Origin of the sequence: Streptomyces sp. NPDC006368, assembly GCF_040612535.1 — a bacterium.
GTDB lineage: Bacteria > Actinomycetota > Actinomycetes > Streptomycetales > Streptomycetaceae > Streptomyces.
This window is the reverse complement of record NZ_JBEXQK010000008.1, coordinates 93,193-108,646: the sequence shown is the minus strand read 5'-3', so window position 1 is coordinate 108,646 and position 15,454 is coordinate 93,193. Positions and strand designations below refer to the sequence as shown.

General features: G+C 71.6%; 12 protein-coding genes and 1 pseudogene. 9 read left to right on the top strand and 4 right to left on the bottom strand.

Annotation, left to right across the window (positions count from 1 at the left end):
- The first annotated feature begins 736 nt into the window (after nt 1-736).
- The 9 genes from ABZZ38_RS09440 to ABZZ38_RS09400 all read left to right on the top strand — a co-directional run bounded on the left by ABZZ38_RS09440 (nt 737) and on the right by ABZZ38_RS09400 (nt 10,745).
- Nucleotides 737-2,257, top strand: a complete 1,521-nt coding sequence (locus ABZZ38_RS09440; protein WP_356737444.1) for an ATP-binding protein — start codon at nt 737-739, stop codon at nt 2,255-2,257.
- Entirely contained in the window at nt 2,254-2,655 is a 402-nt protein-coding gene (locus tag ABZZ38_RS09435) for a roadblock/LC7 domain-containing protein (protein ID WP_356737442.1), read from the top strand. Before ABZZ38_RS09440 ends, ABZZ38_RS09435 begins: the two co-directional genes overlap by 4 nt.
- Nucleotides 2,652-3,032, top strand: a complete 381-nt coding sequence (locus ABZZ38_RS09430; protein ID WP_356737440.1) for a DUF742 domain-containing protein — start codon at nt 2,652-2,654, stop codon at nt 3,030-3,032. Before ABZZ38_RS09435 ends, ABZZ38_RS09430 begins: the two co-directional genes overlap by 4 nt.
- Nucleotides 3,013-3,660, top strand: a complete 648-nt coding sequence (locus ABZZ38_RS09425) for an ATP/GTP-binding protein (RefSeq protein WP_356737438.1) — start codon at nt 3,013-3,015, stop codon at nt 3,658-3,660. The genes ABZZ38_RS09430 and ABZZ38_RS09425 overlap by 20 nt, the downstream gene beginning before the upstream one ends.
- Complete coding sequence (locus ABZZ38_RS09420; protein ID WP_356737436.1) at nt 3,657-5,078, top strand: cytochrome P450; 1,422 nt, start codon at nt 3,657-3,659, stop codon at nt 5,076-5,078. Before ABZZ38_RS09425 ends, ABZZ38_RS09420 begins: the two co-directional genes overlap by 4 nt.
- A gap of 168 nt (nt 5,079-5,246) precedes the next feature.
- Nucleotides 5,247-6,347, top strand: coding sequence for a selina-4(15),7(11)-diene synthase (locus ABZZ38_RS09415; RefSeq protein WP_356737434.1), 1,101 nt, complete (start codon nt 5,247-5,249; stop codon nt 6,345-6,347).
- A gap of 16 nt (nt 6,348-6,363) precedes the next feature.
- The gene (locus ABZZ38_RS09410; protein WP_356737433.1) at nt 6,364-7,707 is read left to right on the top strand and encodes a cytochrome P450; all 1,344 of its coding nucleotides are present in this window, start codon (nt 6,364-6,366) and stop codon (nt 7,705-7,707) included.
- A 130-nt stretch (nt 7,708-7,837) separates the two neighbouring features.
- Nucleotides 7,838-9,067: a PHB depolymerase family esterase gene (locus ABZZ38_RS09405; protein ID WP_356737431.1), complete on the top strand. Its 1,230-nt coding sequence runs from the start codon at nt 7,838-7,840 to the stop codon at nt 9,065-9,067.
- A gap of 199 nt (nt 9,068-9,266) precedes the next feature.
- A complete protein-coding gene (locus ABZZ38_RS09400; protein WP_356737595.1) occupies nt 9,267-10,745 on the top strand; it encodes an MFS transporter in 1,479 nt (492 codons plus the stop codon).
- A gap of 170 nt (nt 10,746-10,915) precedes the next feature.
- On the opposite strand, the gene ABZZ38_RS09395 is transcribed toward ABZZ38_RS09400, so the two are convergent.
- From ABZZ38_RS09395 to ABZZ38_RS09380, 4 genes and pseudogenes are all read right to left on the bottom strand, one after another.
- Nucleotides 10,916-11,530, bottom strand: coding sequence for a Type-2Aa cytolytic delta-endotoxin (locus tag ABZZ38_RS09395; protein ID WP_356737429.1), 615 nt, complete (start codon nt 11,528-11,530; stop codon nt 10,916-10,918).
- A 101-nt stretch (nt 11,531-11,631) separates the two neighbouring features.
- Nucleotides 11,632-12,042, bottom strand: a pseudogene (locus ABZZ38_RS09390) (potassium-transporting ATPase subunit C); the annotation flags it as partial.
- 265 nt (nt 12,043-12,307) lie between these two features.
- Nucleotides 12,308-14,527 carry an NADP-dependent isocitrate dehydrogenase gene (locus ABZZ38_RS09385; protein WP_356737427.1) on the bottom strand — a complete coding sequence of 740 codons (2,220 nt, stop codon included), beginning with the start codon at nt 14,525-14,527 and terminating at the stop codon, nt 12,308-12,310.
- An 89-nt stretch (nt 14,528-14,616) separates the two neighbouring features.
- Nucleotides 14,617-15,207 carry a dihydrofolate reductase family protein gene (locus ABZZ38_RS09380; protein WP_356737425.1) on the bottom strand — a complete coding sequence of 197 codons (591 nt, stop codon included), beginning with the start codon at nt 15,205-15,207 and terminating at the stop codon, nt 14,617-14,619.
- Nucleotides 15,208-15,454 lie beyond the last annotated feature (247 nt).

Sequence of the window (15,454 nt, the reverse complement as noted above, 5' to 3'; positions counted from 1 at the left end):
CGCCGCGCCGTCGGGCCCGGCCTGCCGCGGCCCTGGCCGTGATGCTCGCCGTCACCACCGGCGCCGTCCGGGCGTCGTCCGGCGACGACACGCCGGGCCCGGTACGCGGGCGCGCGGGACGGCTCGTACGACCCCGGGCACGGGTCCGGCCGCCGACGACACACCACAGGCCCCCTCGCCCCCACCGGTGAAGCACGCGTACGACAAGGTCTTCGCCGCCCGGCCCCTCCGCTTCACCCCCTCCGGGCATCGACGTCCTGATCACCGTCGACACGGACGCGCCCGAGGTGTCGCCGCGCGGAGAGATCGACGACGACGCCACCGAGGTCACGGACGCCGCGCGAGCACGCCGGGACGTGCCGGGCGGCCGTGGACAGCGCGCCCCTTCCCGCGAGGGAGCACCCACCAGCGACCCGGCAGGCGGCAGAGCCCTCGCCGGGGGTGACCCGCTGCGCACCGTCACCTCGCGAGGGGACCCGGCCGTGTTCACGGCGCCGGCTCCACCGGCCCGCCGGGTGGCGCCGCCCCGCGGGCACCGGCCCCGGCGGCGTGCACGGCGCCGAGCGCACGGGCCACGCCACCGACGAGCTGCGGCGGAGCCGCTTCCTCCGCTTCAGGAGGTGGGGTTCGAATCAAGCCACTCGCATGACCCGCCGTCAAACCCCTTGACTACAAAGGGCTATGCTCCCGCCGTTCGTCATATGATCTTTCTCGTTCGATGGGTTTGATGGTGCTGATGGTCCGTGAGGAATCGTCGCCCGGAAGTGGAAGCCCGCGGTCCGCGGCCTCTTTCGTGTGGCTTCTGCCCGCCGCTCTGACCGCCGTCGCCACCGGTGTCGCGGTCGCCCTGGTCTCCGCGACCGCGCGCGTCCCGGTCGGTGCCATCGGCGCCGTCGCGGCTCTCGCGCTCGCCGCCATCGGCGCCGAGGCCGGCCGGCGGGGCCGGGTGATGGAGGAGCTGCGGCGCACCGTCGCCGCCCGTGACACCGCCCTCGCCCGGCGCCACGCCGAGACCGCCCACCTGGCCGGAACGTTGCTGCCGAACGCCGTGGAACGGCTGCGGCAGGGCGAGTTCCCCGAGGACGTGCTCGCCTCGCTCACCGCGCCGGAGGAGCACCAGGCGGTCGTGCGGGTGGTCGTCGACGCGGTCGTCGCCGAGGAGGATCTGCGCGAGTCCGCGCAGCGCGCGTTCGTGAACATCGCCCGCCGCGTTCAGGCCATCGTGCACCAGCAGGCCCAGGAGCTGCGGCAGATGGAGGACCGCCACGGCAACAGCCCGGAGGTCTTCGGCGACCTGCTCCGCATCGACCACGGCACCGCGCTGATCGGCCGGCTCGCCGATTCCATCGCCGTACTCGGAGGTGCCCGTCCCGGACGCCAGTGGAGCAGGGCGGTCCCGCTGTACAGCGTGCTGCGCGGCGCCATGTCCCGGATCCTCGACTACCAGCGCGTCGAGCTGCACTCGGTGACCGAGGTCGCCGTCACCGGCCCCGCCGTCGAACCCCTGATCCACGCCATCGCCGAGCTCCTCGACAACGCCACCCGCTACTCGCCGCCGCAGACCAAGGTCCACCTGACCGCCGTGGACGTGCAGTCGGGCATCGCGGTCGAGATCGAGGACGGCGGCGTCAGCATGAGCGAGGAGGCCCGCGACCGCGCCGAACGCATGCTGCGCCAGGCCCAGGAGGGCATCGACCTCAACGACCTGGGCGAGACCCCGCGCCTCGGCCTGGCCGTGGTCGGCCGGCTGGCGCAGGCGTACGGCTTCCAGGTCTCGCTGCGTCCCTCCGCGTACGGCGGTGTGCGGGCCGTCGTGGTCGTCCCGCAGGAGCTGATCACGACCGTCGCGTCGGCGACCGGGCTCGCGCACGGCATCGGCGCCGCCTCCGTACCGCGTACGACCGTCCCCGAGGCGCCCGCCCTGCCGGCCCCGGCCGCCGGCCCCAGCGCTCCCGGCCCGTCCGCCTCCGTTTCCGCCCGGCGCCCGGCCACCGGCCCGGTGCCGGAGGATCACGCGCCGGTGGTGACCGAGCGGACCCCGAACGGGCTGCCGCAGCGGCGCCGCAAGAAGCCGGCCGCACCGCCGCAGGCCGCGGCCGGACAGGCCGCATCCGCCGGGCCGACGGCCCCGGCGCCCAACGCCGCTCCCGATCAGGAGCCCTCACCTCAGGTGCAGCCCGGGATGTGGCTGGCCGCGTTCCAGAGCGGCCTGACCGGGGAGCCCACCGACGCAAGCAAGGGGAACACTCAGCCATGATCAAGCAGCAGGCCAATATGGACTGGATGCTCAAGGACCTCGCGGAAGGCGTGCCGCAGACCAGGCATGTCGTCGTGCTCTCCGCCGACGGTCTGCGCATGGCCCAGTACGGCACGGACGACGACACCGCCGACCGGCTGGCCGCCGCCTGCGCCGGCCTTCAGTCGCTGGCCGGCGCGGTCGCCACCGAACTCCCCGGCAGCGACGGCCGGATGCGGCTGGTCGTCATAGAGATGAACGGCGGCTTCTTCTATCTGATGGCGGCGGGCAGCGGTGCGTACCTCGCCGTGCTCGCCGACGAGGGTGTCGACGCCGGGCTGATGGGCCAGCGCATGCGTGATCTCGTTCTACGGATCGGAGAGCACCTGAGCAGCCCGCCGCGCCGGGACGCCGAGTGAGCGACGCGGGCGGCTCAGGAGGTGGGAGCGGCGCGGACTGGGAGGAAGCCAGTCCCGAACGGCTCTACGTCATCACGGGTGGGCGCAGCGCCACGTCCGCGCCCGCCGTGCTCGACCTGGTCACCCTGATCGTGGCGAGGTCGGGGCCGAAGCCCGGGATGCAGCCGGAGCACGCGGCGATCACGCGGCTGTGCCAGTCACCGCTGTCGGTGGCCGAGATCTCCGCCTACCTCAGCCTTCCGGTCAGCGTCGTGACCGTCCTGCTCGGTGACCTCATCGCCGAGAACCGGGTCGTCGCCCGCGCGCCCGTTCCACCCGCCCGACTCCCCGACCGCGCTTTGATTGAGGCAGTGATCGATGGACTTCAGAAGCTCTGAGCCCGGTGGCCCCGGGCAGGCAGGCGCCGTCGTGCGCGGGCCGCGGAGCGAGGACGTGCTGCCCGCGACGGCCACCACCGCCGTCAAGGTGGTGATCGTGGGCGGCTTCGGCGTCGGCAAGACGACCCTGGTCGGCTCCGTGAGCGAGATCCGGCCCCTGACGACCGAGGAGACGATGACCCAGGCCGGGGTCGGTGTGGACGACACCTCCGGCATCGACGGGAAGACGTCGACCACGGTCGCCATGGACTTCGGCCGGATCAGCATCAACGACCAGTTGGTGCTGTACCTCTTCGGCACGCCGGGCCAGGAGCGCTTCTGGTTCCTGTGGCGCGGCCTGTTCGAGGGCGCGCTGGGCGCGGTGGTGCTGGTCGACACGCGCCGGCTGGAGGTCAGCTTCGACGTGCTCGGGCGCCTGGAGGAGCGCGGGGTGCCGTTCGTGGTGGCCGTCAACTCCTTCCCCAACGCGCCGGACTACCCGATCGAGGAGCTGCGCGGCGCGCTCGACCTGCCGCACTCGGTGCCGATCGTGCCGTGCGACGCGCGCGAGCGCGGCTCCGGCAAGGACGTCCTGATGACGCTGATGCGGTATCTCCAGACCCTCGCCACGACGCAGGAGGCGTCATGACCACGGCCGACACCGGCTCCTTTCCCGTCCCGCCCCCCGGCTGCCCGGCCCACGGCATGGGCCGGGAGGCCCCGCGCAGGCTGTACGGCCCGGTGGCGGAGTCCGATCCGCAGGCGCTGTACGAGGTGCTCCGGGGGGAACACGGCCCGGTGGCCCCGGTGTTGCTGCACGGCGACCTGCCGGCGTGGCTGGTGCTGGGGCACCGGGAGAACCTGGAGGTGATGCGGTCTCCGTCGCGGTTCTCCAACGACTCGCGGCTGTGGCGCATGTTCCGGGAGAACCGCGTGCCCGCCGACTCCCCGCTGCGGCCGATGGTGGAGTGGCAGCCCCTCTGCGTCTTCGCCGACGGCGCGGAGCACGAGCGGTTGCGCGGGGCCGTGCGGGACGGTCTGGAGCAGTTCGACCGCCGGGGTATCCGGCGCTATGTCATCCGGTACACGAACCAGTTGGTCGACTCGTTCGCGGCGACGGGACAGGCGGACCTGATCGGCGACTTCGCCGAGAAACTGCCGATGCTGGTGATGACGCAGCTCCTCGGTATGCCCGAGGAGTACGGGCCGCGCCTGGTGGATGCCGCGCTGGACCTGATGAAGGGCACCGAGACGGCGCTGGCCAGCAACGAGTTCGTGGTGCGGACACTGCGGACACTGACCGAGCGCAAGAAGGCCGATCCCGGACACGACTTCGCGAGCCGGCTGATCGGCCACTCCGCCGGGCTCTCCGACGACGAGGTCCTGGAGCACCTGCGGCTGGTGCTCGTGGCCGCCAACGAGACCACGGTCAACCTGATCGCGAACACGCTGCGGCTGGTGCTGACCGATCGCCGCTTCCGCGCGAACCTGGCCGGTGGCCACATGACGCTGCCGGACGCGCTGGAGCAGGTGCTGTGGGACGACCCGCCGCTGTCGGCGATCACGGGACGCTGGGCGACCGGCGACACCGTGCTGGGCGGCCGGCGGATCGAGGCCGGGGACATGCTGCTGCTGGGGCTCGCGGCCGGGAACGTCGACCCGGAGATCCGGCCGGACCCGACCGCCCCGTTGCAGGGCAACCGGGCCCATCTGGCGTTCAGCAGCGGTCCGCACGAGTGCCCGGGTCAGGACATCGGCCGGGCCATCGCGGACACCGGTGTGGACACGCTGCTCGCGCGGTTGCCGGACCTTCGGCTGGCGGTCCCGGAAGGCGCGTTGCAGACGCGAGCGGCGTGGTTGTCGAAGCGGCTGGACTCCCTGCCCGTACGGTTCACGCCACCGCGCTCGGCGGCTGGGGGTGACGCGAAATCGTCCACCGATTTCGCCGCCACCGGGGCCGGTCCGCTGCCCGAGATGGTTCCGGTTGTCGCCGATGAACCCGGCCCCACCCTTTCGAACGGGGGTCCCCGTCGCACACCCTGGTGGCGTCGCCTGTTCCGCTCCTGAGGCCGATGCGGTGAACCGCCCCCGACAGTGAGGCAATTGTCCTATTGGATCAGGAGTTTCAGGCGATTACTATGCGCCATAGTTGATCACTCTGGGGTGCGCGAGACGTGTGCGACGCCAGTGCCGACGGAGCCCACGTCGCACCCCGTGAATCCGAAGGAGGCCGCAGTGGGCCCCGGGCTCATCGTTCCGCCGATCTTCTCCCCCATTCCGCCGGCGATCCACCCGCGCCACGCCGAGATAGACGTACAGACGGCGGCCTGGGCGGAAACGTTTCGCATCGGGTCCGAGGAACTGCGCGGCCGTCTCGTGCGCCAGGAGATCGGGACCTTCGCCGCCCGGATCCTCCCCGAAGGACGAGAGGAGGTCGTCTCGCTCCTCGCGGACTTCGTGCTCTGGCTCTTCGGCGTGGACGACGGCCTCTGCGAGGAGGGCGATCTGAGCCGCAGACCGGGCGAGTTGGCCGGGGCGCTCCACCGCCTGCTGCGCGTGGCCCACAACCCCGAGGTGCCGGTCCTCCCGGACGACCCGCTCGCGGCGGGGCTGCGCGACCTGCGGCTGCGGGTGGACCGGTACGGCACGGCCGCGCAGGCGGCCCGGTGGGTGGACACGCTGCGCGAGTACTTCTTCGCGGTGGTCTGGGAGGCGGCGCACCGCGACGCGGCCACGGTGCCCGACCTCAACGACTACACCCTCATGCGGCTGTACGACGGCGCGACGACCGTCGTACTCCCCCTGCTGGAGATGGGGCACGGCTACGAACTCCAGCCGCACGAGCGGGACAGTACGGCCGTGCGCGCCGCGACCGAGATGATGTCCTTCCTCATCACCTGGGACAACGACATCCTCTCGTACCACAAGGAGAAGAGAGGGACGGGCTACTACCTCAACGCCCTGCGCGTGCTGGAGGAGCACCGCGACCTCACGCCCGAGCAGGCCCTGACCACGGCGATCGCCCAGCGCGACCGAGTCATGTGCCTGTTCATGCGACTGGCCGAGCACCTGTCCGACGAGGGCAGCCCGCAGCTGCGGCAGTACGTGGCCGGACTCGCCAGCTTCATTCGCGGAGCCGAGGACTGGGGCATCAGCTCGGTGCGGTACACCACGCCGGACGATCCGGCGCAGAACCCGTCCGTGTTCACCGACAGGCCCACCGACTCCAGCCCCGAGCCGCTGGACATTCCCGTGATCGCCTGGTGGTGGGACCTCCTTCCCACCCGGTGCGCGTCATCTCGTGCGGTGCGCCGCCCGGTACAGCGCACCGCCTAGAGCAAAGGATTCACCGGTGTCAGTCGGACTCCAGTCGGTTCCCCGTGCCCCGGGACGCGTGCCTCTCCTCGGGCACGCCCTGAAACTCTGGCGCGACCCGCTCGGCTTCCTCACGTCACTGCGCGAGACCGGCGAACTGGTCCAGGTGCACCTCGGGACCATGCCGGTCTACGTCGCCACCTCCGCCGAACTCATCCACGAGGTGACGGTCGGACAGGCGCGCAGTTTCGAGAAGGGCAGGCTGTTCGACCGGCTGCGCCCCCTCGCGGGCAACGGCCTGGCCACGGCCAACGGGGAGGTGCACCGCAAGCACCGCCGGCTGATCCAGCCGATGTTCCACCCGCAGCGCATCACCGCCTACGCGGAGATCATGAGCGGCAACGCCCGCGCCCTGGCGGAGTCCTGGACACCGGGCCAGGAGGTGGAGCTGGAACAGGCGATGGCCGAGTACGCCATCGAGACCCTCGCCTCGACGCTGTTCTCCCTGGACATCGGGCTGCCGGCCGTCGAGGCCGTGCGGAGGAACCTGCCCGTGGTCCTCAAGAACATGCTCATACGAGCCGCGTCCCCGAAGTTCCTGGACCGGCTGCCCATCCGAGCCAACCGTGACTTCGACACGGCGGCGGCGACACTGCGCGAGGTCATCGACGAAGTCGTCGCCGCCACCCGCGAGACCGGCCGCACCGACCGCGACGACCTGCTGACCGTGCTGCTCGCCGCACGGGACGCGGAGACGGGTGAGTCGCTGACCGACACGGAGGTCAGGGACGAGCTCAGCACCATCCTCTTCGCCGGCGCCGAGACCACGGCTTCCACGCTCGCCTGGGCCTTCCACGAGCTGGCCCGGCACCCGGAGGTCGAGAAGCAGCTGGTGACGGAGATCGAGGAGGTCGTGGGCGACCGGCCGGTGGCCATCGAGGACGTCCCCCGGCTGGTCACCGTCCGCCGGGTCCTGGACGAGGTGATCCGGCTGCACGGCGTAACCCTGCTGATGCGCCGCGCCACCGCGCCGGTGGAACTCGGCGGGCACACCCTCCCCGCCGGCACGGAAGTGGCTTTCAGCCTCTACGCCATGCACCGGGACCCGGACCTGTACCCCGAGCCCGAGCGGTTCGACCCCGACCGGTGGCTGCCGGAACGCCGGGCCGGAACCGCGCGACGGGCCTACATCCCGTTCGGCGCCGGGAACCGCAAGTGCATCGGCGACGCGTTCGTGTGGACGGAGGCGACGATCGCCCTGGCCACGATCCTCGCCCGCTGGCGACTGCGGCCCGTCCCCGGGCACACCCCCCGCGAGGTGGCCTCGGCGGTGGCCCACCCCGACCGCGTCCCCATGACGGTCCTCCCCCGCAACGCCTAGCAGGACCCGGGTGGTCGGCGCAATCCCCCCGTGGGTGCCTTCGGGCGTGGCCGCTGTGGGGCGCGCTGCCATACAACGGGTGGGCGGGGAGTCCTACGGTGCCGGGCATCCGTCTCATCGAGGAGCCGCCATGCCTTCCCCCCTCCCCCGCGCGCCCATGCGGGCGCCGCGCCGCGCCCGGGCCGCCGCGACCCTCCTGGTCCTGCTGGTCGCCGCGCTCCTGACCGGGCCGCCGCCCTCTGCCCACGCCGCCGTGTCCCTCACGCCGGTCACCGGCTTCGGGAGCAACCCGGGGCAGCTGTCCATGTACGTCCACCGTCCCGCGCCGCTGCCCGCCTCGCCGCCCGTCGTGGTGGCCCTGCACGGCTGCACCCAGAGCGCCCAGGTCTACGCCGACAACTCCGGGCTGCCCGAGCTGGCCGCCCGCGCCGGTTTCCTGCTGGTCCTCGCGGAGCAGCGGTCGTCGAACAACCTGAACAAGTGCTTCAACTGGTTCCAGGCCCCGGACAGCCGGCGCGACCAGGGCGAGGCCGCGTCGATCCGCCAGATGGTCGCGCACGCCGTCTCCTCGTACGGCGCCGACCCCCGGCGGGTGTACGTCACCGGGCTGTCCGCCGGGGGTGCCATGGCCTCCGTGATGCTCGCCGCCTACCCGGACGTCTTCGCCGCCGGTGCCGTCGTCGCGGGCCTCCCCTACGACTGCGCCCGGGACACCACGGCCGCATACGCGTGTATGAACCCGGGTGTCGACCTGACACCCGCCCAGTGGGCGCAGCGCGTGCGGGACGCGTATCCCGCCTGGCGGGGGCCGTGGCCGCGAGTGGCCGTCTGGCACGGTGACCGCGACACGACGGTCGTGCCGCGCAACGCCGATGAGCTGCGTGACCAGTGGACGGCCGTGCACGGCCTGTCGCAGACGCCGACCCGTACCTCCGTCATCGGTCCGAACTCGACGCGGCACGAGGAGTACGCGGCGGCGGACGGCTCGGTGGCCGTGGAGGTGAACCGGGTCCCAGGCATCGGCCACGGCACGCCCGTCGACCCGGGGTCCGGCCCCCGGCAGTGCGGGTCGACGTCGGCCGCGTACTTCATCGACTCGATCTGTTCCAGTCACTGGATCGCGGCGTTCTTCGGCCTGACCGACGCGGACGGGGACACCCCCGGCGATCCGGGCGGGGCCTCCTGCTGGACGAGCAGCAACTACGAGCACGTCCGGGCCGGCCGGGCCACGGCCACCGGCGGTTACGCCTACGCCAGGGGTTCGCAGCAGAACATGGGCCTGTACAACACGTTCGTCACCCACACCCTGAAGGAGTCGCCGGCCGGGTACTTCACCCTCGCCGACGGCGCCTGCCCCTGATCCGTACGGGTACGGGATCCAGCCCTTTGATCGACTGGTGACGCTCCGGGGGCGGGCTTACGGTCGAATGGTGGGCGGCGGGTCCGCTGACGTCCCGGGACCGTCCGCTGACCTCTGGTGAGGGCGCTGCGCCATGACCACTCCTCAGCCGACTCCCGTGCCCGGATCCACCGCTGGCGGTCGGGGCGGCGGCCAGGGGATCGCCCTCGTGGTCATCGCCTCGTGCCAGTTGATGGTGGTCCTCGACATCACCATCGTGAACATCGCGCTGCCGCACATCCAGAGCTCGTTGCGGTTCTCGACCACCAGCCTGTCCTGGGTGGTCAACGCCTACACGCTCACCTTCGGTGGTCTGCTGCTGCTCGGCGGCCGGGCGGGGGACATCCTCGGCCGCCGCCGGGTGTTCGTCTTCGGTGTGCTGCTGTTCGTGGTGGCCTCGCTGCTCGGCGGGCTGGCCCACAACTCCGGTCAACTGCTGGCCGCTCGCGCCCTGCAGGGTGTGGGCGGGGCCATCGCCTCCCCCACCTCCCTGGCCCTGATCAGCACGACGTTCGGGGAAGGCCCGGCGCGCAACCGCGCGTTCGGTGTCTTCGCCGCGGTGTCGGCGGGCGGCGGCGCGATCGGTCTGCTCGCGGGGGGCATGCTCGTCGAGTGGCTGGACTGGCGGTGGGTGTTCTTCGTCAACGTGCCGATCGGGCTGCTCATCGTCCTGGCCACCCCGCGCTGGATCAGGGAGTCGGAGCGCCATCCCGGGCACTTCGACATCACCGGGGCGCTGACCTCGACCGTCGGCATGGTCCTGCTGGTGTACGGCTTCATCCGGGCCGCCCAGGACGGCTGGCGGGACCCGCTCACCGTGGTGTCGTTCGCCGCGGCCGTGGCGATCCTCGCGCTGTTCATCCTCGTGGAGCGCCGCTCCCGGCAGCCGATCACGCCGCTGCACATGTTCGCCGACCGCAACCGGGCGGGCACGTACGGGATCATGCTGAGCCTCGCGGCCGCCATGTTCGGCATGTTCTTCTTCCTGACGCTCTTCGTGCAGAACGTCCTGGACTTCAGCCCGCTCGCGGCCGGTCTGGCGTTCCTGCCGATCAGCGCGATCATCGCGGTGGGCGCGGGTCTGGCCTCGCAGTTGCTGCCGAGGTACGGGCCGAAGCCCTTCATGGTGGCGGGTGCGCTGCTGAACGCGGTGGGGCTGGCCTGGCTGACGCTGACGGATGTGCACTCCACCTACCTGGGCAGCGTCCTCGGCCCGATGCTGGTCTTCGGCCTGGGTATGGGGTTGCAGTTCGTGTCGCTCACGCTGATGGCACTGTCGAACGTCCCCCCGCACGAGTCCGGTGCGGCGTCCGGGCTGCTCAACGCCACCCAGCAGGTCGGCGGCTCGCTCGGACTGTCCATCCTGGTCACGGTGTTCGGCACGGCCGGCAGGAACGCGGCGGATACGCAGGTCGCGTCGTTCCTGGCGCAGGCGACGCCGGTGGAGCGGCTGCGGTTCCGGCGGACGGGCGTGCTGCCGCCGCCGTGGGCGGACGAGGTGCTGACGTCCGGCGTTTCGGCGGCGTTCATCACGGCCGCGGTCTTCACGGTGGTCGGGGCGCTGATCGCGCTCCTGGTGATCCAGGTGCGCCCGTCGGACCTCGAACGTCTCAAGGGCGGGATCGGCCCGGGGCTCTGATGCGCTACGGGCCGACGCGTACGGTATCCGCCCACGCGGGCGCCGCCGGGGCCCCGGGCCGATGAGGGCGACGATGAGGCGGCGGCGGCAGTCGACGCGTACTCGACCTCCCTTTCCCATGCCCGTCGGCCTGCCCCGAGAAGGCCTCGCGGGCAGGCCGGCGGGGCGGATCAGGCCGGGGACGCCACGGAGCCGGAAGGCTCCAAACGCCGGCGTACGGCGATGGCGTTGACGCGCAGATGACACCGCGCGGTGTCCTGGACGCTCAGCGACCTGGCCTTCTCCGCGTCCACGGCGAGGGTCGCGTTGAGGCAGAGGGCCACGGCGTACAGGTGGTCCCCGGTCTCCTCGTCCTGGAGCGCGAAGAGCAGGTTGTAGTAGTAACCGGTGCGCTGCGGGGTCTCCTCGTAGAAGGAGAGGTGTGTCCCCTCCTGCTTCCCCAGGTCGACGAAGGCATCGGTGAACGCCTCCTCGACCTTCTCCCAGAACCGGGTGTTGGTGAACGGCTCGGACAGCGCCTGCCGCACCGCCTCCTTGAGCGACATCACCATGACGCTGACGGGCGCGGTCTCCTGGAGACCCCAGCCACGGATGATCCTCACGGTCGAGCTGTCCGGGATGGCGCTCGCCGCCCGGCTGATCTCACCGAAGTCGAAGTCGACGGTCGCCGGGGCGATGGCGTGCTGGAAGGCGCCCTCGACGCCCCGGGCCCGGTCCAGGCAGGACGGCCCCACCTCGAAGACCGGTCTGAAGGTCGTCTTCTCGGCAGCGGGCTGGTCGGCCATGGCTGCTCCTCATGTGTTCGAAAGGGGTCGCGCCGCAGCCGCCCAGTATGCACGGCGGGCCCGTACCGTACGCGCCCGCCGTGGCCGTTGGACCGCGGTCGTCACCGGCCCCGGAGGAGCTCGCTCAGCCCGGTGTTGAGCAGTAGTACGTTCACCCGGGGCTCACCGATGAAGCCCAGCACCCGGCCTTCGGTGTGCTCGTCGACCAGCCGCTCCACCGCATCGGCGCCGAGGTGGTTCCGTTCGGCGACACGGTGGACCTGAAGCCGGGCGTACCGCGGGGAGATGTGCGGGTCCAGTCCGGAGCCGGACGAGGTGACGGCGTCGGGCGGCACGTCCGAGGGCCGGACCGTGAAGTCGTGGGTGGAGTTGTCGCGGACGACGGCCGCCTTGGCCTCCTCGACCCAGCGGAGCAGCTCGGCGCTGTCACCGGAGCGGTTGGTCGCGCCGGAGACCAGGAGCCGGTGGTGGGTGTTGACGGTGTTGGTGCCGGGGCCGCGGGACGGGCGCGGCATGCGCGGGCGCGCCGCGCCGGGTACCGGCCATGTGCGGCGTGGCGGCCAAGCGCGGCATGCGGCGCCGCAGGCGCTGGGAGGGCTTCCTGGACGGCGCGGTGGCCGCGCGGGCGGCCCGGCGCCGTCCAGGGTCGGCAGGTTCGGCGCCGTGGCGGGTACGGGTGTGCGCCACCGATGCCGGGCGCCGGGGAAGACGGACCGCCCCGGCCGGGCGTGATGCCGGCCGGGGCGGGAGGACTGCTGTCCGTCAGTCCGCGAGGGTTCAGCCCAGGGTCGCGAGAGCCTGGTTGAAGGTCTTCGACGGACGCATGACGGCGGCGGCCTTCGCCGGGTCGGGCTGGTAGTAGCCGCCGATGTCGACCGGCTTGCCCTGCACGGCGATCAGCTCGTCGACGATGGTCCGCTCCTGCTCGGCGAGCGTCTTGGCGAGCGGCTCGAACGCCTTCGCGAGCTCCGCGTCCTCGGTCTGCCGCGCCAGCTCCTGCGCCCAGTAGAGAGCCAGGTAGAAGTGGCTGCCGCGGTTGTCGATCCCGCCGAGACGGCGGCTCGGGGACTTGTCCTCGTTGAGGAACGTGCCGGTCGCGCGGTCGAGCGTGTCCGCGAGCACCTGGGCGCGGGCGTTGCCGGTGGTCTGCGCGAGGTGCTCGAAGCTGACCGCGAGGGCGAGGAACTCGCCCAGGCTGTCCCAGCGCAGGTAGTTCTCCTTGACCAGCTGCTGGACGTGCTTGGGCGCGGAGCCGCCGGCGCCGGTCTCGAACAGGCCGCCGCCGTTCATGAGCGGGACGACCGAGAGCATCTTGGCGCTGGTGCCGAGCTCCAGGATCGGGAACAGGTCCGTGAGGTAGTCACGGAGCACGTTGCCGGTGACGGAGATGGTGTTCTCGCCGCGGCGGATCCGCTCCAGGGAGAACTTGATCGCGTCGACCGGGGCCATGATCCGGATGTCCAGGCCCTCCGTGTCGTGCTCGGGCAGGTACGCGTTGACCTTCTCGATGAGGTTGGCGTCGTGCGCGCGGCCCTCGTCGAGCCAGAACACGGCCGGGTCGCCGGTCGCGCGGGCGCGGGTGACGGCCAGCTTGACCCAGTCCTTGATCGGCGCGTCCTTGGTCTGGCACATGCGGAAGATGTCGCCGGCGCCCACGGGCTGCTCCAGCACGACGTCACCGTTGCCGTCGACGACGCGGACGGTGCCCGCGGCGGCGATCTCGAAGGTCTTGTCGTGGCTGCCGTACTCCTCGGCCTTCTGCGCCATCAGGCCGACGTTCGGCACCGAGCCCATGGTCGCCGGGTCGTACGCGCCGTTCCGGCGGCAGTCGTCGATGACGACCTGGTAGATGCCGGCGTAGCTGCTGTCCGGCAGGACGGCCAGGGTGTCGGCCTCCTGGCCGTCGGGGCCCCACATGTGGCCCGAGGTGCGGATCATGGCCGGCATGGAGGCGTCGACGATGACGTCGCTCGGTACGTGCAGGTTGGTGATGCCGCGGTCGGAGTCGACCATCGCGAGCTCCGGGCCCTCGGCGAGCTCGGCCTCGAAGGACGCCTTGATCTCGTCGCCCTCGGGGAGCGACTCCAGGCCCTTGTGGATGGCGCCGAGGCCGTCGTTCGGGGACAGGCCGGCCGCGGCGAGCGCCTCGCCGTACTTCGCGAAGGTCTTCGGGAAGAAGGCGCGGAGCACGTGACCGAAGATGATCGGGTCGGAGACCTTCATCATCGTGGCCTTCAGGTGCACGGAGAACAGCACGCCCTCGGCCTTGGCGCGGGCCACCTGGGCCGCCAGGAACTCGCGCAGCGCGGCGACGCGCATGACGGACGCGTCGACGACCTCGCCGGCGAGCACGGGCACCGACTCGCGCAGGACGGTGGTGGTGCCGTCCTCGGCCGTGAACTCGATGCGCAGGGCGCCGTCCTCGGCGAGGACCGCGGACTTCTCGGTGGAGCGGAAGTCGTCGGCCGTCATGTGGGCGACGTTGGTCTTGGACTCGGGGGTCCACGCGCCCATGCGGTGCGGGTGGGCCTTGGCGTAGTTCTTGACCGACGCGGGGGCGCGGCGGTCGGAGTTGCCCTCACGCAGGACCGGGTTGACGGCGCTGCCCTTGACCTTGTCGTACCGGGCGCGGATCTCCCGCTCCTCGTCGGTCTTCGGGTCGTCCGGGTAGTCCGGGAGCGCGTAGCCCTGCTGCTGCAGCTCGGCGATCGCGGCCTTCAGCTGCGGGATCGACGCCGAGATGTTCGGCAGCTTGATGATGTTCGCCTCGGACGTCTTGGCGAGCTCGCCGAGCTCGGCGAGGGCGTCCTCGATGCGCCGGTCCTCCCCGAGGTACTCCGGGAAGAGGGCGATGATGCGGCCCGCCAGGGAGATGTCACGAGTCTCCACAGTGACACCGGCCGTCGAGGCATACGCCTGGACCACGGGCAGGAACGAGTACGTCGCCAGGGCCGGGGCCTCGTCGGTGTGCGTATAGATGATGGTCGAGTCAGTCACCGGGTGCTCCGCTCCATCCACGTCTGTAACATTGCTCGACATCAAGATATCTCGTGATCGACCTGGCCTCGACAGGGCCCCGCGGGGCATCACACCGGCCGGGGCGAGGGTGCCGGGGCGGCCGGGCGGTCGTAACGGAGAAGAACCACGCCGTTGCCGAAGGTGCGGGCTTCGGCGAGCGTGAGGGCGGTCCGGTCGTCCGTCCGCGGGAACAGGGGTTTGCCCTGTCCGATGAGCACCGGATGGACGTAGAGGCGGTACTCGTCGATCAGGTCGTGGCGCATGAAGGCAGCGGCGAGGTCGGCGCCGCCGAGGGCCAGGTCGCCGCCGGGGCGGGCCTTGAGGGCCATGATCCCGTCGACGGTGACGTCCCGGGCGATGGTGGTGTTCCAGTCGGCGCGGCGCAGGGTCCGGGAGAACACGATCTTGGGCATGTCGCGCCAGATCCCCGCGAACTCCGCCATGGGGCCGGTACTGGACGGGGCGGCGTCGGCGGTGGGCCAGAAGCCCGCCATGAGCTCGTAGGTGACGCGCCCGTTCAGGAAGGCGCCCATCGTCCTGAGCTGCTCGTTGAAGTGGCTGTGCAGTTCGTCGTCGACCCTGTGCCAGTCGATCCGGCGGTCCGTCCCCTCGATGAACCCGTCGAGGGACACCGACATCATCAGGATGATCTTCCTCATCGCGGTCCTCGCAGACGCCGTCGGGGCCTGGCACGGACGATACGCGCCCGCCCCCGGTCCGGCACCCGCTCGGTACGGCGCCGTCCCCGGCGAGCGCAGTGACGGGGGGTCAGCGGCGCGGGGCGCACCCCGGACGGGGTTCGCCACGGCGCGTGGAACGGGGCGGCGTCCGGAGCCAATACCACGTAAGGATCATGGAGGCAACATCTCCCTTTCTCCGCGTGGCTGGTTATGATCGGCATCCTTC